Annotated in this window: 15 protein-coding genes; 7 read left to right on the plus strand and 8 right to left on the minus strand. The window is 71.6% G+C overall.

Features of this window, described 5'->3' with window-relative positions; genetic code table 11:
• Positions 1-113 precede the first annotated feature (113 nt).
• From ACWCQ6_RS13100 to ACWCQ6_RS13110, 3 genes are all read left to right on the plus strand, one after another.
• The gene (locus ACWCQ6_RS13100; protein ID WP_451088462.1) at positions 114-866 is read left to right on the plus strand and encodes a TetR/AcrR family transcriptional regulator; all 753 of its coding nucleotides are present in this window, start codon (positions 114-116) and stop codon (positions 864-866) included.
• 17 nt (positions 867-883) lie between these two features.
• Positions 884-1,150: a hypothetical protein gene (locus ACWCQ6_RS13105; protein WP_451088464.1), complete on the plus strand. Its 267-nt coding sequence runs from the start codon at positions 884-886 to the stop codon at positions 1,148-1,150.
• Between the two features lie 84 nt (positions 1,151-1,234).
• On the plus strand, positions 1,235-3,715 hold the full coding sequence (locus ACWCQ6_RS13110) for an outer membrane protein assembly factor BamB family protein (RefSeq protein ID WP_451088466.1): 2,481 nt from the start codon (positions 1,235-1,237) through the stop codon (positions 3,713-3,715).
• Here the strand turns inward: ACWCQ6_RS13110 and ACWCQ6_RS13115 are convergent.
• Positions 3,694-4,239, minus strand: a complete 546-nt coding sequence (locus tag ACWCQ6_RS13115; RefSeq protein WP_451088468.1) for a hypothetical protein — start codon at positions 4,237-4,239, stop codon at positions 3,694-3,696. The two genes, ACWCQ6_RS13110 and ACWCQ6_RS13115, sit on opposite strands and share 22 nt — an antisense overlap.
• 84 nt (positions 4,240-4,323) lie before the next feature.
• Here ACWCQ6_RS13115 and ACWCQ6_RS13120 point away from each other — a divergent pair, with 84 nt between their 5' ends.
• Positions 4,324-5,508, plus strand: a complete 1,185-nt coding sequence (locus tag ACWCQ6_RS13120) for an NlpC/P60 family protein (protein ID WP_451088470.1) — start codon at positions 4,324-4,326, stop codon at positions 5,506-5,508.
• A gap of 73 nt (positions 5,509-5,581) precedes the next feature.
• Here ACWCQ6_RS13120 and ACWCQ6_RS13125 read toward each other — a convergent pair whose 3' ends face one another.
• From ACWCQ6_RS13125 to ACWCQ6_RS13145, 5 genes are all read right to left on the minus strand, one after another.
• Complete coding sequence (locus ACWCQ6_RS13125; protein WP_451088472.1) at positions 5,582-6,829, minus strand: styrene monooxygenase/indole monooxygenase family protein; 1,248 nt, start codon at positions 6,827-6,829, stop codon at positions 5,582-5,584.
• Between the two features lie 381 nt (positions 6,830-7,210).
• On the minus strand, positions 7,211-7,861 hold the full coding sequence (locus tag ACWCQ6_RS13130; RefSeq protein ID WP_451088474.1) for a GTP-binding protein: 651 nt from the start codon (positions 7,859-7,861) through the stop codon (positions 7,211-7,213).
• The gene (locus ACWCQ6_RS13135) at positions 7,842-8,255 is read right to left on the minus strand and encodes a DUF742 domain-containing protein (RefSeq protein ID WP_451088476.1); all 414 of its coding nucleotides are present in this window, start codon (positions 8,253-8,255) and stop codon (positions 7,842-7,844) included. The genes ACWCQ6_RS13130 and ACWCQ6_RS13135 overlap by 20 nt, the downstream gene beginning before the upstream one ends.
• Positions 8,252-8,731, minus strand: coding sequence for a roadblock/LC7 domain-containing protein (locus tag ACWCQ6_RS13140; RefSeq protein WP_451088478.1), 480 nt, complete (start codon positions 8,729-8,731; stop codon positions 8,252-8,254). The genes ACWCQ6_RS13135 and ACWCQ6_RS13140 overlap by 4 nt, the downstream gene beginning before the upstream one ends.
• Positions 8,728-11,604, minus strand: coding sequence for a sensor histidine kinase (locus tag ACWCQ6_RS13145; RefSeq protein ID WP_451088480.1), 2,877 nt, complete (start codon positions 11,602-11,604; stop codon positions 8,728-8,730). Before ACWCQ6_RS13145 ends, ACWCQ6_RS13140 begins: the two co-directional genes overlap by 4 nt.
• Positions 11,605-11,968: 364 nt before the next feature.
• Here ACWCQ6_RS13145 and ACWCQ6_RS13150 point away from each other — a divergent pair, with 364 nt between their 5' ends.
• Positions 11,969-12,754, plus strand: coding sequence for a protein phosphatase 2C domain-containing protein (locus tag ACWCQ6_RS13150; RefSeq protein ID WP_451088482.1), 786 nt, complete (start codon positions 11,969-11,971; stop codon positions 12,752-12,754).
• Between the two features lie 75 nt (positions 12,755-12,829).
• Here ACWCQ6_RS13150 and ACWCQ6_RS13155 read toward each other — a convergent pair whose 3' ends face one another.
• The gene (locus tag ACWCQ6_RS13155; protein WP_451088484.1) at positions 12,830-13,312 is read right to left on the minus strand and encodes a MarR family winged helix-turn-helix transcriptional regulator; all 483 of its coding nucleotides are present in this window, start codon (positions 13,310-13,312) and stop codon (positions 12,830-12,832) included.
• A 239-nt stretch (positions 13,313-13,551) separates the two neighbouring features.
• On the opposite strand from ACWCQ6_RS13155, the gene ACWCQ6_RS13160 reads away from it, so the two are divergent.
• Both ACWCQ6_RS13160 and ACWCQ6_RS13165 read left to right on the plus strand, forming a co-directional pair.
• The gene (locus ACWCQ6_RS13160; RefSeq protein ID WP_451088486.1) at positions 13,552-14,403 is read left to right on the plus strand and encodes a lysozyme; all 852 of its coding nucleotides are present in this window, start codon (positions 13,552-13,554) and stop codon (positions 14,401-14,403) included.
• 221 nt (positions 14,404-14,624) lie between these two features.
• Positions 14,625-15,377 (plus strand): polysaccharide deacetylase family protein, encoded by a 753-nt coding sequence (locus tag ACWCQ6_RS13165; protein ID WP_451088615.1) that lies wholly within the window; start codon positions 14,625-14,627, stop codon positions 15,375-15,377.
• Between the two features lie 78 nt (positions 15,378-15,455).
• Here the strand turns inward: ACWCQ6_RS13165 and lon are convergent, their stop codons facing one another.
• A complete protein-coding gene (gene lon, locus ACWCQ6_RS13170; RefSeq protein ID WP_451088488.1) occupies positions 15,456-17,879 on the minus strand; it encodes an endopeptidase La in 2,424 nt (807 codons plus the stop codon).
• Positions 17,880-17,899 lie beyond the last annotated feature (20 nt).

Raw genomic sequence — 17,899 nt, forward strand, 5'->3', positions numbered from 1 at the left:
AAACGTCCGAACAGCTCCGCCATTGAGACGCTCCGGCGCCTTGCGATGGACCGCGCCCCGGACGCCTCACCCTGTCCGACCCTGATCCGCCGGACAGGCCCTAGGCTTCGGCCATGACCCCTGCTGCCGCCTCCGCGCCGCCGGCCCGCGCGTACCGAAGGCTCGGTGTCGAGGAGCGCCGGGCCCAGCTCCTCGGTGCCGCCCTCACCCTCTTCGCCCACCGGGCCCCCGACGAGGTCTCGCTCGACGAGGTCGCGACGGTCGCCGGGGTGTCCCGCCCGCTCGTCTACCGCTACTTCCCGGGCGGGCGGCAGCAGTTGTACGAGGCCGCACTGAGGTCCGCCGCCGAGCAGTTGATCCTGTGCTTCGGCGAGCCGTCGGTGGGACCACCCACCGAGCGGGTGACCCGAGTGCTCGACCGCTATCTCGCCTTCGTCGACGAGCACGACACCGGGTTCAGCGCGCTGCTGCGCGGCGGCTCCGTCGTCGAGACCTCCCGGACATCGGCGATCGTCGACGAGGTGCGGCGGGCGGCGGCCGAGCAGATCCTGCTGCATCTGGGCAGTGGCGCGGCAGCCGGCCCGAGGCTGCGGATGATGGTGCGCACCTGGATCGCGGCCGTCGAGGCGGCCTCCCTGATCTGGCTGGACGAGGGGAAGCAGCCGGCCGCGTCCGAGCTGCGCGACTGGCTGGTCGACCACTTGATGGTGCTGCTGGCCGCCACGGCGGCGACGGACCCGGACACCGCCTCTGCGATGGCGGCGCTGCTGCCGCTGGAGACCGCCGCAGGCCCGGCCGGACGACTGGCACAGCGGCTGGTCCCGGTGCTCGGCGAGGCGGCCCATCTGCTGCCCGAGGACGGCTGATCGGTCAGACTGGGGCGGTGAGAAGCGAGAACACCGCCTTCACCGGCGGGCCCCTGGACGGGCGGGTACTGCCCGTCCTCGTCGGCCCGACCGGCCATCCGCCCAAGTGGTACGAGGTCCCCGTGCCGGCCGCCGACGGCGGCCCCCCGACCGTGTACGCGTACCGCAGGGTGCCGGCCGGCCACTCCAGACGACTGGGGCTCCCGCGCGGCTGGGTGTACGAGTACGCTCCCGGGGGTCGCGAGCGGCACAGCCCCAAGTGGCCCTGGTCGAAGCCGGATTGAGGGTACGGGGCGCGTTGGGGTGAACGCAGGTCGGTCTAAGATCGACGCTCTGGTGCCCAGGCACGGTCAGCGAGGGGGTGCGCCATGGAGGCGCTGCGTCAGGACGATCCACGCCGCTTCGGCCCGTACACCGTGCTGGCGCGATTGCGCGGGACCGCGAGCAGCGTGCAGTACCTCGCGCGCGACACGGCCTCCGAGGACGCGGTGGTGATCACCGCCGCCCGCCCCGAACTCGCCGCACTGCCCGCCTTCCGGCGCCGTTTCCAGGCGGAGGCCCGCACCGCGGACCGGCTGGCCGGCGGCTGGGTCCAGCGCCGGCTGGGCGGCCCGGACGACGCCCCGGACGACGAGCTGCTGTGGACGGCGAGCCCGTACGTACCGGCGCTGACGCTCGCCGAGGCGATCGAGCTCACCGGGCCGCTTCCCGAGCCGGCGGTGCGGATACTGGGCGCGGGCCTCGCCGAGACCCTCTCCCGGATGCACGCCACCGGAGCCGTGCTCCAGGGCCTGGCTCCCCGGACGGTGCTGCTGGCCGAGGACGGGCCGCGGCTCACCGCCTTCGGCCCGCTGGGCGCCGCGGCCGACGCGGAGGCCCGGCCCGGCGGGCAGTTGTCCGTCCGGCTCGGCTATCTCACCCCGGAGCAGGTCGAGGGCGAGGAGCCCGGTCCGGCTTCCGATCTCTTCGTGCTGGGCCTGCTGCTGGCGTACGCGGCGACCGGCACCACCCCGCTCGCCGACGGCCCGGCCGCCGAGGGTGCCGAGCGGATCGCCCGCACCGCCCCCGAACTCGGCGCCGTTCCCGAGGAATTGCGCGACCTGATCGCCCGCTGCCTGGAGAAGGACCCGGCCGACCGGCCGAGCGCCGGGGCGGTGGCGGCCGAGCTGGCCCTGGAGGGAGCGGCGGGCCTGGCGAAGGGCGGCTGGCTGCCGGAGCGGCTGGCCGCCGCGGTGGCGGAGCAGGGGGCGCGCGTACGGGAGACGGTCGCGGCCGGTGGGCCGGCCGACGCGGTGGTGCCCGCCCCGGCCGTGGTGCTGGACACCCGGACGGCTCAGCTCGGGGACATCGGGCGCCAGGTCCCGGGGACCGACCGGCCGACGACTCAGCTGTCCGTACCGCCCGAGCTCACCGGGCGCCCCGCCGCCGCTCCGGCTCTGCCCGGCGGGGTGCCCGCCGTGCCCCCGCCCATGGTCCCGGTGACCCCCCGCCCACTGCCGGTCCCCACGCATCGCACCGCCGCTTCCTCCCCCGCCGTGGACCGGCGCGGTCTGCTGATCGGCCTCGCCGCCGGCGCCGCGGGGCTGGTCGTCGGCGGGGGCAGTGCGCTGGCACTGGGCGGCGACGGAGGGGACACGGACGACCCCAAGCCCGCGCCGAGCCACAGCGGCCCCACCGTCGCGGGACTGCCGCCGCAACCCCGCTGGGTCTACACGCACCCCGCGGCTCAGCCGGCGCCGCTCACCGCCGCCGTCTGGAACGAGCGACTGCTGGTGCTCACCGGCAAGAACGGCGCGACCGCCGTGGACCTGCGCACCGGGCTCCGGGCCTGGCAGAACCCGGACGCCGCCGACGGAGAGGCCGCCCTCCCCGCCGGCAAGGACCTCTGCTTCGTCGCCGCCCCCTCCGGGTTCCTCTGGCTCTCGCCCAAGGACGGGAAGACCGTGCACCGGGCGGAACACGCGACACTGTCCCCCGGGATGCCGAAGCTCTCGGCGCCGGAGTTCGTCGGCGCGTCCGGGCCGGTGATCTGGTTCACCGGCTCCGAGACGGTCACCGTCAAGGCCCCGCCGCCGAAGAAGGGCAAGAAGCGCGGCAAGGACAAGCAGGTGGTCAGGGCGTACCTCTTCGCGTACGACATCGTGCGGCGCGAGCAGTTGTGGCGGGCCCCGGTACCCGCCGGACGCGCCCCCGGCACCCCCGTCCACCGGCTGATCGCAGTCCGCCGGAACGACCTGGTGGTACGCCAGAGCCCGGCCACTCTCGCCCCCGGCGACGTCAAGGCCGCCAAGGGCAGGGCCGTCTTCCGGAGCTTCGACCGCAAGACCGGCAAGGCGCTGTGGACCAAGCAGTTCGGCACGGTCGCCCCGGACGCGGCGGCCATGGGCGACGACCGGGGCCTGCTGTACGCGGCGGTGGGCGACGATCTCCAGGCCTTCGAAACCCCGTCCGGAAAGCCGAAGTGGACACTGAACGGCACCGGCGGCACCCCGTACGGCACCCCCGTGGTCACCGGAACCGTGCTGCACACCACCAACCGCAACCAGGAAGTGGGCGCGGTCGAGCGGGAGACCGGGCGGCTGCGCTGGCGCCGCTCGACGGAGGCCGCGATCACCACCGCCGCCCCCGCCGTCACCCTCAGCACGACCGGCCGCACCCTGCTGGCCGCGGACAGGTCCCAGGTCACCGCGTTCGCCGCCGAGGACGGGCGGCGGCTGTGGAAGTTCCAGGACATCGGCGCCCAGGACCCGAAGGGCCCCACGGTCACCGCTCCGTACCGGGTACTGGCAGCCGGACGTACGGCCGTCGTGCAACGCGACCGGATCTTCTACGCGTTCCCGGTCGCCTGAACCCCGGGCCGCTGGGCCGGGGGAGGCTGGGCAGCGGAGGGCCCATATCCGGAACACCGAGGGATCCGGACGCCACTTACGCGTGACGTGAACGGCTGAGGCTCGGCTTCGGAACAGCGCGTCGATCCAGGCGTCCCCGGGGGCGGCACGAAGAAGTACCCGCCGCCGGTGGTGAGGATGTACTTGGCCATGGCCTTGCCTTCCAGGCGTTTCTGCACGGCCTCGAACCCCTTGGCCAGGTCCCGCTGGAACCAGGAGAAGATCAGCCCGCGGTCGCCGTTACCCCGGTCGTAGCTGTAGCTGCGGCGCACCAGGGCGGCCGGTTGCGCCGATCGGGGCGGCGAGTCGCACATGAGAATCCGATCGAGCCACGGGTCTCGGCCTCTCGAACACTCCGACCGGCACGGGCGGACCTCGAAGGCCCGGTGACTTGCAGCGCCTCCTGCGCAAGAAGACGCGACGACCGGAGCCCCCACAGCCTTCCGGGCGAACCCGCCCGCCGCCACACCGCGCGGTTCTTGCATCTCCTGACACAGAGTGACCGTATTGTCCCGTTACGCTCGCTTGTGGGGTAGTCCCATGATCGCCCCGTCGTCGGAGGTGATGTCGTGTCAGGCGGATTCTTGCGTCCGGTCTGCGCCGCCGCCCTGGCCACGCTCGCCGTGACCTCGCCGGCGGCCGCCGCGCCCGTGGCCCCGGACCCCGCGGCAGGCGGTGCGGCGAAGGCGCCCGCCTCGCCCAAGGGTGCGAACAGGAGTGTCACCCAGCTCCTGTCCGAGCTGCGGCAGCTGTACCAGCAGGCCGAGGAGGCCACCGAGTCGTACAACGGGACCACCGCGGAGCTGAAGAAGCGCGCGGCGCAGGCGAAGAAGCTCGACGTCGAGCTCGTCGCCGCCCGGACCGCACTGACCGACAGCCGCGACGAGGCCGGGCGGCTGGCCCGGGAGCAGTACCAGGGCCGGTCCGACTTCTCCGCGTACATGCGGATGCTGCTGTCCCGGGATCCCGAACACCTTCTGGACCAGGAGCATGTGATCCGGCGTACGGCATCCGCTCGGGCGGCGACCGTGAAGCGGCTCTCCGGCGCCGAGAAGCACGCCGACGAACTGGCCGCCGAGTCCCGCAAGGTGCTCGACCGGCAGCAGGTGCTGGCCGCGAAGCAGAAGAAGCAGCGGGACACGGTCCGGTCGCGGCTGAAGGCCGTCGAGACGAAGCTGGCCACGCTCTCCGCTCAACGGCTCGCCGAGCTGTCCCGCCTCGAACAGCGGAACACGGAGAAGGCGCAGGGCGCACTCGCCGCCTCGGGGGCGCTGTCCTCGACGAGGTCGCCGTCCGAGGCGGGCGGGGAGGCGGTGAAGTACGCGATCGCCCAGGTCGGCAAGCCGTACGTGTGGGGCGCGGAGGGGCCGGACTCCTTCGACTGCTCGGGGCTCACCTCGCAGTCCTGGGCGAAGGCGGGCCTGGTCATTCCGCGTACGTCGCAGGAGCAGTGGCGACAGCTGCGGAAGGTGCCGCTGAACGCGCTGCGCCCGGGTGACCTGGTGATCTACTTCCCGAAGGCCACGCATGTGGCGCTGTACATCGGCAACGGCCAGGTGGTGCAGGCGCCCCGGCCGGGCTCGCGGGTGAAGGTCTCGCCGGTGGCGTCGAATCCGCTGCTCGGCGCCGTACGGCCCGACCCGCGGAGTGCGCCGCTGTCCGCGTACAAGGCGCCACAGCTCCCGCAGGGGGCCTCCTCCGGCTCGGACGCGGGGTACAGCTCGTCGTCGGCCCCCTCGGGCTCCGGGCAGTAGACGGCGGGCACGGGGACGGCAGCGGGGCCGAGTCCGGTCGGATGTCCGACGGTCCCGGCCCCGCTGTCGTCGTTCAGGCGGTCTGCGCCGCCCCGGACACCTCGGCGAGGTACGCGTTGGTCTTCTCCGGGTCGAAGAAGAAGTTGTCGAAGTCCGCCGGGTTGTCGAAGCCGTTGGCGAAGCGGTCGGCGACCGGCTGGAACCGGCCGGCGGCGCCGATCAGGTTCAGGACGTGCTCCGGCGGTACGCCGAGCATCGCGTTGGTCCACTTCACGACGTGCTGTGCGGTGTCCCAGTAACGGTCGAACGTGGCCTGCATCCACTCCGCGTCGAACTCCCGGTCGCCGTGCTCGACGATCGAGTCCAGGTAGGAGTTGGCACACTTGGAGGCCGAGTTGGAGCCCTGGCCGGTGATCGGGTCGTTGGCGACGACGACGTCCGCGACGCCGAGCACCAGACCACCGCTGGGCAGCCGGCCGATCGGCTTGCGGACGGTCGGCGCGTAACGGCCCGCCAGAGTGCCGTTGGCGTCGGTCAGTTCGACCTTGGTGGCGCGGGCGTACTCCCACGGCGTGAACCGCTCCATCAGCTCCAGCGTCTTCGCCAGGTGCTCGGAGGGGTCCTTGATGCCCCGGAACACGTCGAGCGGGCCGCCCGGGACGCCTTCCCAGAACAGGATGTCGGCGCGGCCGGACGTGGTCAGCGTCGGCATCACGAAGAGCTCGCCGACGCCGGGGACCAGGTTGCAGCGGACCGCGTCGAACTCGGGGTGCTCCGGGCGCGGGCCCATGCCGTGGACGTACGCGACGGCCAGGGCGCGCTGCGGGGCGTCGAACGGCGAACGGGAGGCGTCCCGGCCGAACATGGAGACCAGCTCGCCCTTGCCCGCGGAGACCATCACCAGGTCGTAGGTGCGGGAGAAGTAGTCCAGGTCGGAGACGGCCGCGCCGTGGATGACGAGCTGTCCGCCGCGCTGGGCGAAGGTCTCCATCCAGCCGGCCATCTTCACGCGCTGGTCGACGGACTGGGCGAAGCCGTCCAGCTTGCCGACCCAGTCGACGGCCCGCGAGGAGTCCGGTGCCGCGACGGAGATGCCGAGGCCCTCGATGCGCGGGGCCTGGGACTCCCAGAAGTTGAGCTGGTAGTCGCGCTCGTGCTGGAGCGCCGTGTGGAACATGCACTGCGTCGACATGACCCGGCCGGAGCGGATCTCGTCGGCCGTGCGGTTGGACATCAGGGTGACTTCGTAACCCCGGGACTGCAGTCCGAGGGCCAGCTGGAGCCCGGACTGGCCGGCTCCGACTATGAGTATCTTCCGCATCGCGGTTCTCCGTTGTGTGTGATCTGGTGTCTTTCGTTTGGATCAGGCCGGATCAAGGAGCGGGGCCCGGTGCGTGCGACCGCAAGGCGGAGGAGGGAGCCGGATGGGGTCTCCCCTGCTCAAGCGGGGCCGAGAGCTCGGGGAAGGGGCCCCGGCGACCGACGACAACGCGGCAAGCGTGCGCACCGGACCCCGCGAGCCCGGCCTGATCCGGACGAGGGGCCCTAGGGCGTGTTTCGAAAGTCCCGCCTGGTCGGGGGCGCCGGCACGCACGCTCGCGGCGTTGCCGAAATGGCCCAGTGGCTCGGCACAAGACCATTCCGGCGCCATCGATCGCACGCACCGGACGCCGCGCGCCCGCCGGGGATTACGGGACAGCCCTTAGGCGGGGCCGGCGTCGAGGGCGTGGCCGACCAGGGCCAGCAGCGACTCGATGACGGCGATCCTGTTACGCGCGTCCATGATCATGACAGGCACGTGCGACGGGACGGTCAGGGCCTCCCGGACATCATCGGCATCGAACCCGGGGGTTCCCTCGAAGTGGTTGACGGCGACGATGTACGGCAGCCCGCAGCTCTCGAAGTAGTCGAGGGCGGGGAAGCAGTCGGCGAGCCGGCGGGTGTCGGCCATCACGACCGCGCCGATAGCACCGCGCACCAGGTCGTCCCACATGAACCAGAAGCGCTGCTGGCCCGGTGTGCCGAAGACGTACAGCACGAGGTCGTCGTCGAGCGTGATCCGGCCGAAGTCCATCGCGACGGTCGTGGTGACCTTGTCGGGCGTCGCGGAGAGATCGTCGGTCTCCTCACTGGCCTGGGTCATCACCGCTTCGGTCCTCAGCGGGGTGATCTCGGAGACCGACCCGACGAAGGTCGTCTTGCCCACGCCGAAGCCTCCCGCGACCACGATCTTCGTGGCGATGGGGGCCCTGGTGTGGTCCAACTGCCACGCCTGGACCGATTCCTCGGCCTGGTCCACGGCGCCCGGCTGACGCGGGGCGAAGAGCGGCGACTCAGAGACGGCGGAGTCCATTGAGCACCCTTTCGAGCAGTGCGCGGTCGGGCTGGCCGGTGCCGTGACCGGTCCCGTACACGCGGATCTTTCCCTGGTCGGCCAAGTCGCTGAGCAGCACCCGGACCACGCCGAGCGGCATCTTCAACAGGGCCGAGATCTCCGCGACCGTACGCATCCGGCGGCAGATTTCGACGATGGCCTGGAGCTCCGGCATGATGCGGCCGGCCGGATTGCCATTGGTCAGCTCGCGCCGCTCCTCGGGCGCTTCGAGCGCGGCGACGAACGTCTCGACGAGCAGGACGTGGCCGAAGCGGGTGCGTCCGCCGGTGAGCGAGTACGGACGGACCCGTGCTGGCCTTCGGTCGGACCCGCGGACGGGGAGCCTGCGGGCGGGTTCATCAGCGGGCTTCACTGGGTGCTCTCCATCGATTTGCGCAGCTCACTGCGGAGTTCGGGGGTGAGTACGTGTCCGGCCCGGCCGACGAAGAGCGCCATGTGGTAGGCGATGACGCTCATGTCGCAGTCCGGGGTGGCGTGCACACCGAGCAGCGAGCCGTCGCTGATCGACATGACGAAGACGCTGCCTTCGTCCATCGCGACCATCGTCTGTTTGACGCCGCCGCCGTCCATCAGCTTGGCAGCGCCGATGGTGAGGCTGCCGATGCCGGAAACGATGGTGGCCAGGTCGGCGCTGGAGCCCCTGGGCCCGTCCTGCCCGCCGGTGCTCCGGGCGACCAGATGACCGGGGTCGGAGGAGAGCAGCATCAGCCCGTCCGACGAGACGACGGTGACCGAGTGGACCCCTGGCACCTCCTCCACCAGATTGCTCAGCAACCAGTGAAGGTTACGGGCCTCGGTACTCAGCCCGAACGTGCTGGGCGCAGTCAACTGCGTGCCTCCTCGACTGTGTCCCCCGTCTCATCCGTCCGGTCGGTCCGTGCCGGGTGTCCATCGGGGGCGGTGGCTCCCGGGCGGGACCGGTTGGCCGTGATCTCGGCGATCTCTGCTTCCACGTCCCGCCGGCCGTCCTTCGCGCCCTGGTGGAAGCCGCCGAGCCTGCGGCGCAGCGCCTCCTTGTCCAGGCTGCCCTTGCGCTCGGTGGTGGGGGCCGTGGCGGGCTTGACGACCTTTGGGGTGCGCTTGGGCAGCCCCTTGTCCGTGGTGCGTTCGGTCTGCTGCGGCTGCTGGTCCGGCTGCCGGGGGCCGGGCAGCGCGTCGGCCACGGGCGTGGGGGCCGGGGGTTGCGGCTCCGGGGTCCGGTCCGCGGCGCGTTCGTGGCGGTCGGGGCCGATGGCGAACGGATCGGGCGCCTCGTTCTCGGCAGCGTCCGCGGACCGCGGAGCCACCGGGAGCCGGACCTGCATCGTGACCTCGGACTCCGCCTCGACCGGAGCCTTCGCCGGTGTCTCCACCTGGGCCGGGGGCTCCGTGTGGGCCTCGGCCGGTGCGGGGGCTGCGGGTGCCGGCTCGGCGCCCGCCTCGCGGATCGTCCGCTCGGCGGCGGCGATCAGCGGGTCTTCGGACAGCGCGGGCGTACGGGCCTGCAGTGCGTTGGAGTTGGCCTCGGCGACCGACCCCGGCAGGTTCAGCGCGGGGGCGTCTCCGGGGATCTGCGCCGGCGGCGCAGTGGCGGCCGGGGGCGCCTTCGGCAGCAGGGCCTGGGGCAGGACGACGACCGCCGTGACCCCGCTGCCCTTGTGGTCGCGCAGCTGGACCCGTACGCCGTGGCGCGCGGCCAGCAGGGCGGTGACCTGGAGGCCGAGCCCGGCTCCGGACGCCCCGTTGTCGTCCCGCTCGCCCGGATCGAACAGGGTGGGGTCGGCGAGCCGGGTGTTGAGCTCGCCGATCCGTTCGGCCGACATCCCGATGCCCGTGTCCTCGACGGAGAGCATCACCTCGCCGCTCTCCAGCAGCCAGCCGGAGAGCTGGACCTGGGAGTCCGGAGGCGAGAAGGAGGTGGCGTTCTCCAGGAGCTCGGCCACGAGGTGGCTGAGGTCGTCGGCGGCGAAGCCGGCGATCTGGGCGTGCGGCGGCAGGGACTGGATGGTGACCCGCTCGTACCGCTCGATCTCCGACACGGCCGCGCGCAACACGTCGACCAGCGGGATCGGTCCCGCGTGCCCGTGGCCGTGCTCGGCGCCCGCGAGGACCAGCATGTTCTCGCTATGCCTGCGCATGACGGTGGCCATGTGGTCGAGCTTGAAGAGGGTGGCGAGGCGCTCGGGGTCCTGCTCCCGATCCTCCAGGCTCTCGATGACCCCGAGCTGGCGCTCGACGAGGCCGAGGGTGCGCAGCGAGAGGTTGACGAAGGTGTGGTGGACCGTGTTCTTCAGCCGCTCCAGCTGGGCGGTGAGGTCGGTGGTCAGGACCTGGAGCTCGGCGCGCTGAGCGGTGAGGGCCTCGCGCCCGGCGGTCAGCTCGCCGTGCTCGGCCTGCAGGCTCTCGTAGCGGCCGTTGAACTCGGTCAGGAGTCCCTGGAGCCTGCCGTGCAGGCTGTTGAGGGACCGTACGACCTGGGCGAACTCGTCGTTGCGGCCGGTGTAGCGGACCGGTTCGGCGGTGTCGGGTTCCGCGGCGAGGCGGGCGGCGCCGATCCGCAGGACGGCGAGCGGCTGGGTGAGGGTGCGGGCCACGGCGGTGGAGACGCCGACGGCGACCAGCAGGCAGCCGCCGAGCAGCGCGATGCGCAGTTCGAGCGCGGTGACGTCGTCGTCGCGCAACTGCTCCAGGCGCTGGATCTGTTCGGTGCCGAGGGCGGATTCGACGCTCCGCATCCGGTCGATCCGGGCGGAGAGCGCCGCCTCGGCCTTCTCGGGGTCGGTGCTCTGGTCGGAGTCCGACAGCTCGGGGCGGTCGGTGAGGGTGTTGAGGTACTTCTCCGCGCTGTTGACCTCGGCCCCGGTCACGGTGGAGGACAGCTTCTCGCGGGCGGTGGCGCCGGCGGCCTGGTCGAAGTCGGCGAGCGAGGCGAGTTCACGGACCCGGGCCTGCTGGGCCGCGGCGCTCAGCTCGTCGCGGGTGCGGTCGTCCTTGTCGCTGCCACCGTCCGTGGTCTGCAGCGGCAGTCCGGTCACCGGGTCGAGCTGGGGGGCCGTCACCTCGCGGGGCACCGAAAGCGCGGCGATCAGCAGCCCGCGGGTGGCGGAGGCCTGCTCGGTGGCCTGCCCGAGGGCGAGCGGGGCGCGAGTGGCCTCGGCGGCGCGCGGCGGGGTCTTCTCGGCGAGGTCGTCGGCGAGATCGTGGAGCTTGGCGATGACCTCGGAGTAGGCCTGGTGGGCCTCCAGTGCCGTGCCCTTGCCGCTGAGCGCGTCGCGGCGCAGGGAGGGAATGGTGGAGAGGTCGCGGCGCAGTGCGGCCGGGGCAGCGGCCCTGATCTCGTCGACCTTCTGGTCGACGCGGGCGCTCCGGCTGCCGGAGTCGTCCTTGCCGTCCGTCGCGCCGGGCTTCCCGTCACTCCCGGCGGCGATCCGGGCGGTGACCTCGTCGCGCTCGTCCGCGAGGGCGTGGGCGAGGGCGATGGCCTGCTGGTTCAGCTCGGCGAGGGTGACCAGCCGCTGCGATTCGTTCAGTTCCGAGGAGGCGGCGAGGATCGCGGGCGTGCCCGCGGCGATGACGGTGATACCGACGACCGCGACACCGGCGACCAGCCGGCTCCTCACGCGCACGGTGCGCCGGGCGCTCCCGCTCTCGGCAGGTGCCGGTGGCGTCACCCCGGAACCGTGCTGCTTGCCGCCCTTGCTCCGAGGCCGCTTCTTCTGCACCGGTGCTCGCAATCTTGACTCGTCCGCCCTTGAAGCAGAGGTGACGCACGGTCACATGTAATGAGCGCCCCGACCCCTGGTATGGCTTCTGACCATTCCAGTGCTTTTGTGAGGGGGGCGCGCATCAACCACTCCGCCACCTGAACGAGTGAACATCACTCCAGAGTTGGCGAACAAGTTTGCCCCAGGGGCCCTTCGGTCACACCTGGTCCGTCGGCTGGAACTTCCGCGCAGGCTTTGGCAGGATGCCCGCCCGCACGCCCACGGAGTCGTTCCTTCCGCTCCGACCCCTTGCCTGACCTGCCGGTGCAGGCCAATCCGCTTCGGGTGCAGGGCTCGTGAAGGCGTCGTGCAGACTGGCCGTATGCGCATCGAACTGGCCACCGCCGCCGGCAGCCCGGAACGCCCGAACGAGGACTGGGCCGCCACCGCGCTACCCGCATCCGAGCAGGGTGGGGCACTGGTCCTGCTCGACGGGGTGACCCCACCACGGGGCGACGACGGTTGTGTGCACTCGGTCCCCTGGTTCACCGCCCGACTGGGCGGCGCACTGGCCGAACTGTCCGGATCGCGGCCGGATCTGACCCTTCAGGAGATCCTGGCAGTCTCCATCCGGCGCACCGCCGACACGCACCGTTCCCTGTGTGACCTTTCTCACGTACGCACTCCTCAGGCGACGGTCGTCATGGCCCGCTGGGACGAGCGCGAGGTCGAGCATCTAGTGCTCTCCGACTCCGTACTGCTGTTCGAGGCGCACGACGGAAGCGTGCGCCCCCTGCTCGACGACCGGCTCGACCGGCTGCCGCCCGGCTCGCTGAGCAGTGAGGCGATCACCGACGCCCGGGTGCGGAACAAGGAGGGCGGCTTCTTCACCGCCGCCGCCGATCCGTCCGTGGCGGCCCGCGCGGTCACCGGGCGCACCCCGCTCGGCCAGGTGCGGGCGATCGCCGCACTGACCGACGGGGCGGCCCGCTGGACCGAGATGTTCCACGAGGGCGACTGGGCGGACTGCCTCGGCGTACTCCACAAGGAGGGGACGCAGGGGCTGATCGACCGGGTCAGGGCCCTGGAGGACGCGGACACCGAACGCAGGCGGCTGCGCCGCAGCAAGACCCACGACGACGCGACGGCGGTCTACGCGGTGCTGTGACCGCACACACGGGCGGGCCCGCCCGGCACGCGCGGCGCTGTGACCGCACACACCGGCGGGCCCGCCCGGCGCGTGTCAGTCCTCGGACCGCGCGTTCAAGTGGTGGAGCAGCCGGGCCAGTTCGGCCACCTCGGCCCGGTCCCAGTCGTCGAGCTTTCGGACATAGCGCTCGCGGCGGGCGTCGCGCACACTGCGGTAGCGGTCCAGCCCCTCGGCGGTGAGGTGGACGAGAAAGGCCCGGCCGTCGGCCGGATCGGGTTCACGAGCCACCAGTCCGAGGTCTTCCAGGGCACGCAGTTGACGGCTCATGGTCGCCTTGCCCACCCCGAAGTAGGCCGCGAGATCGGTGGCCCGCTGCCGCCCGGCCGACTCCAGCCGGACGAGAAGTCCGTACGCGGCGGCCTCCAGCTCCGGGTGGACCTCGCGCGCCATCTCTCCCGAATTCGCCCTCGCGCGGCGCAGAAAGACGGCCAACTCCCGTTCCAGGGCGAGGAATGCGTGGTCCACACCACTCTCCCCGGCCGCGCCGGGTTCACTACCGCTTTCGCTCCCGTGCACGTCAACACCCCTCGTGAGCTTTCCTGTCGCTGAAAATTTCTTTCGCCGCCGGCCATTGCCGCAGCTCCGCCAGTATTTCGCAGGCGTAGACCAACGGCAGCGACCAGGCCCCCTTCCGCACCACGGGTCTACGTGCGTAGCGTCATGCCTGGCATGTCCACACCATTACATGTCCACAGGGGTGCATCCGCATCCCTGGGATCAGCACGCCCCCCACCACGTCCTCGGAGGCACTCCCCATGCCTGTGCTCAGATCCACTTCCAAGACGTCCCGCCGCTCGCGCTTCGCGGCGGCCGGAACCCTGCTCGCGGCGCTCTCCCTCCTGCTCACCCTGCCCGGCGCGGCCGTCGCCGCCGACACCCATGACGCGGCCGCCAAGAAGCCCGCCCGCGGCACGGCCACGATGGGCATGGGTGTCATCGCCCATGACGGCCAGGACGGACTGCCGCGGGACACCCGCGCCGTCCAGACCGAAGGCGTCGACGTCTCCGGCCACCAGGGCAACGTCGCCTGGTCGACACTCTGGAACAGCGGTGTGAAGTGGGCCTACGTCAAGGCCACCGAGGGCACGTACTTCAAGAACAACTACTTCACGCAGCAGTACAACGGCTCGTACAACATCGGCATGATCCGGGGCTCGTACCACTTCGCCACCCCGAACACCACGAGCGGCGCCACCCAGGCCAACTACTTCGTGAACAACGGGGGCGGCTGGTCGCGCGACGGCAAGACCCTGCCCGGCGTGCTCGACATCGAGTGGAACCCGTACGGCGACCAATGCTACGGCCTGAGCCAGGCCGGCATGGTCTCGTGGATCCGCGACTTCGTGAACACGTACAAGTCGCGCACCGGACGCGACGCGGTCATCTACACCGCGACCAGCTGGTGGAAGACCTGCACCGGGAACAACGCGAGCTTCGGCGCCACCAACCCGCTGTGGGTGGCGCGTTACGCCTCCACGGTCGGTGAGCTCCCGGCCGGCTGGGGCTTCTACACGATGTGGCAGTACACCTCGTCCGGCCCCACGGTCGGCGACCACGACCGCTTCAACGGCGCGCTCGACCGCGTGCAGGCCCTCGCCAACGGCTGAGCCCGCCCGCCGCACTCTCGTGACCCGTCGCTTCCCGCAGCAGAGCCCCGGTGATCCACCGGGGCTCTGCCCGTTTCACGCCACGACCAGGGATCTTCACCCTCCGGGCCAGCGGCGGACCCTCTATGCACTCGGGGTATACACGATGTGTATAGTCCTTCTTCGTCGCACGCCGCATGCCCTGTTCAGCTACGGAGGAGTGATCCGCCTTGCCCACGAAGATGAAGTCGATCGGCACGGGGTTGGCCGCCGCCCTTGTGACGGCGCTCACCCTGACGCTGAGCGGCTGCTCCATGCAGACCACCGCGCCCGCCTCGGCGCGCGGTGACGCGGGATCCGACGCCAAGGGCTCCTTCGGTCCGGTGGACTGCCGCAAGGCCAAGTGCATAGCGCTGACCTTCGACGCGGGACCGGGCGAGGACACCCCGCACCTGCTGGACGTCCTCAAGGAGAAGAAGGTGCACGCGACCTTCTTCCTGCTGGGCAAGAACCACGTCAAGAAGCACCCCGACACCGTGCGCAGGATCGCCGCCGAGGGGCACGAGGTGGCCAACCACACCTGGACGCACCAGGTCCTGACGGACCGCGAGCCGGCCGAGATACGCGCCGAGCTGGAGAAGACGCAGGAGGCCATAGCGGAGGTGACGGGCAAGAAGCCGCGCCTCATGCGCCCGCCGCAGGGCCGCACCGACGACACCGTCTCGGACATCAGCCGCGACCTGGGGCTCTCCCAGGTCCTGTGGAGCGCCACCGCGAAGGACTACTCCACGACCGACTCGGCACTGATCAAGAAGCGCATCCTGGACCAGGCGAGCAAGGACGGCGTCATCCTGCTGCACGACATCTACAAGGGCACGGTGCCCGCGGTGCCGGGCATCATCGACGAACTGAAGAAGCAGGGCTACACCTTCGTCACCGTCCCGCAGCTGATGGCGCCCGCCGAGCCGGTCCCGGGGACCATCTACCGTCCCTGAGCCGGTCACGGGAGGGCCCTTGGGCACGGAAAGTCCCGCCCACCCGTTGCCGGGCAGGCGGGACTTCACGGACACGGCTCAGGCCGCGGCCGGGATCCTCTCCCCGGGCCTTGCCGCGGCGGCCGGGGCCAGGGCGATCTCCAGGACCTGGCGGACATCGGTCACCGGGTGGACCTCCAGCGTGTCCAGAACCTCGGCGGGGACGTCGTCCAGGTCGGCCTCGTTCCGCTTCGGGATCACCACGGTGGTGGTTCCGGCGCGGTGCGCGGCCAGCAGCTTCTGCTTCAGGCCACCGATCGGCAGCACCCGTCCGGTCAGCGAGACCTCACCGGTCATCGCCACGTCCGTACGGACCAGCCGTCCGGAGAGCAGCGAGGCCAGCGCCGTCGTCATGGTGATACCGGCGCTCGGGCCGTCCTTCGGGACCGCGCCCGCCGGGAAGTGGATGTGCACGCCGCGGTCCTTCAGATCCGCGACCGGCAGCTCCAGCTCAGCGCCGTGCGACCGCAGGAAGCTCAGCGCGATCTGCGCGGACTCCTTCATGACGTCGCCGAGCTGGCCGGTGAGGGTCAGTCCGGACGCCCCGGTCTCCGGGTCGGCCAGCGACGCCTCGACGAACAGCACGTCGCCGCCCGCGCCGGTCACCGCGAGTCCGGTGGCCACACCGGGCACCGACGTACGGCGCTCGGCCGGGTCCTGGGCGGACTCGGGGACGTGGTGCGGACGGCCGATCAGGCCGCGCAGATCCGCCTCGGTGACCGTGAACGGAAGCTCCCGGTCGCCCAGTTCGTGCTGGGCCGCGACCTTGCGGAGCAGTCGGGCGACGGCCCGCTCCAGATTCCGTACGCCCGCTTCACGGGTGTACTCGCCGGCCAGCTTGCGCAGCGCGGACTCGTCGAGTGTCAGCTCGTCCTTCTCCAGACCGGCCCGCTCCAGCTGGCGCGGGAGCAGGTGGTCCCGGGCGATGACGACCTTCTCGTCCTCGGTGTAGCCGTCGAGCCTGACCAGCTCCATGCGGTCGAGCAGGGCCTCCGGGACGGCTTCGAGCACATTGGCCGTGGCCAGGAAGACGACGTCGCTGAGGTCGAGTTCGACCTCCAGGTAGTGGTCGCGGAAGGTGTGGTTCTGCGCCGGGTCGAGGACTTCGAGGAGGGCGGCGGCCGGGTCTCCCCGGAAGTCGGAGCCGACCTTGTCGATCTCGTCGAGCAGGACGACCGGGTTCATCGAACCGGCCTCCTTGATGGCCCGCACGATACGTCCCGGCAGGGCGCCGACGTACGTACGCCGGTGGCCCCGGATCTCCGCCTCGTCCCGCACGCCGCCGAGCGCGACGCGGACGAACTTGCGGCCCATGGCGTGCGCGACGGACTCACCGAGCGAGGTCTTGCCCACACCCGGAGGCCCCACCAGCGCCAGCACGGCACCGCCGCGCCGCCCGCCGACGACACCCAGGCCGCGGTCCGAGCGCCGCTTGCGGACGGCGAGGTACTCGGTGATGCGCTCCTTCACGTCCTGGAGCCCCGCGTGCTCGGCGTCGAGGATCTCCTGCGCGCCCCGGATGTCGTAGGCGTCCTCGGTCCGCTCGGTCCACGGCAGTTCGAGGACGGTGTCGAGCCAGGTCCTGATCCAGGAGCCCTCGGGGCTCTGGTCAGAGGAGCGCTCCAGCTTGTCGACCTCCTTGAGCGCGGCCTCGCGGACGTGCTCGGGAAGGTCGGCGGCCTCGACGCGGGCCCGGTAGTCGTCGGACTCGTCCTCCGGATCGCCGTTCAGCTCGGAGAGCTCCTTGCGCACGGCTTCGAGCTGGCGCCGCAGCAGGAATTCGCGCTGCTGCTTGTCGACGCCCTCCTGGACGTCCTTGGCGATGGACTCGGCGACGTCCTGCTCGGCGAGGTGTTCACCGAGCCACTGGATGGCGAGCTTCAGCCGGGCGACCGGGTCCGTGGTCTCCAGGAGCCGCACCTTCTGGGCGGTGGTGAGGAAGGGCGAGTAACCGGAATTGTCGGCGAGCGCGGAGATGTCCTCGATCTGCTGGACCCGGTCCACGACCTGCCAGGCGCCGCGCTTCTTCAGCCAGCTGGTGGCGAGCGCCTTGTACTCCTTGACCAGCTCGGCGGCGGCTCCGGGGAGGGGATCGGGGACGACCATGTCGACCCGGGTCCCCTCCACCCAGAGCGCTCCGCCCGGCCCGCTCGTCCCGGCCCCGATCCGCACCCGGCCCCGGCCGCGGATCAGCGCGCCCGGATCCCCGTCCGAAAGCCGTCCGACCTGCTCGACGGTGCCGATGACACCGGTCCCGGTGTACGTCCCGTCGATCCGCGGCACCAGAAGCACCTCGGGCTTGCCGCCGCCGTCCCGGGCGGCGGCCTGTGCGGCCTCCACGGCGGCACGTACATCGGTGTCGGACAGGTCCAGAGGCACCACCATCCCGGGCAGCACGACCTCGTCGTCGAGCGGCAGCACGGGCAGGGCGAGCGGAGTGACCGCATTGGAATCGGTAGCCATGATCTCCCTTTCGGCAGTCA

The organism is Streptomyces sp. NPDC001880 (assembly GCF_053594575.1).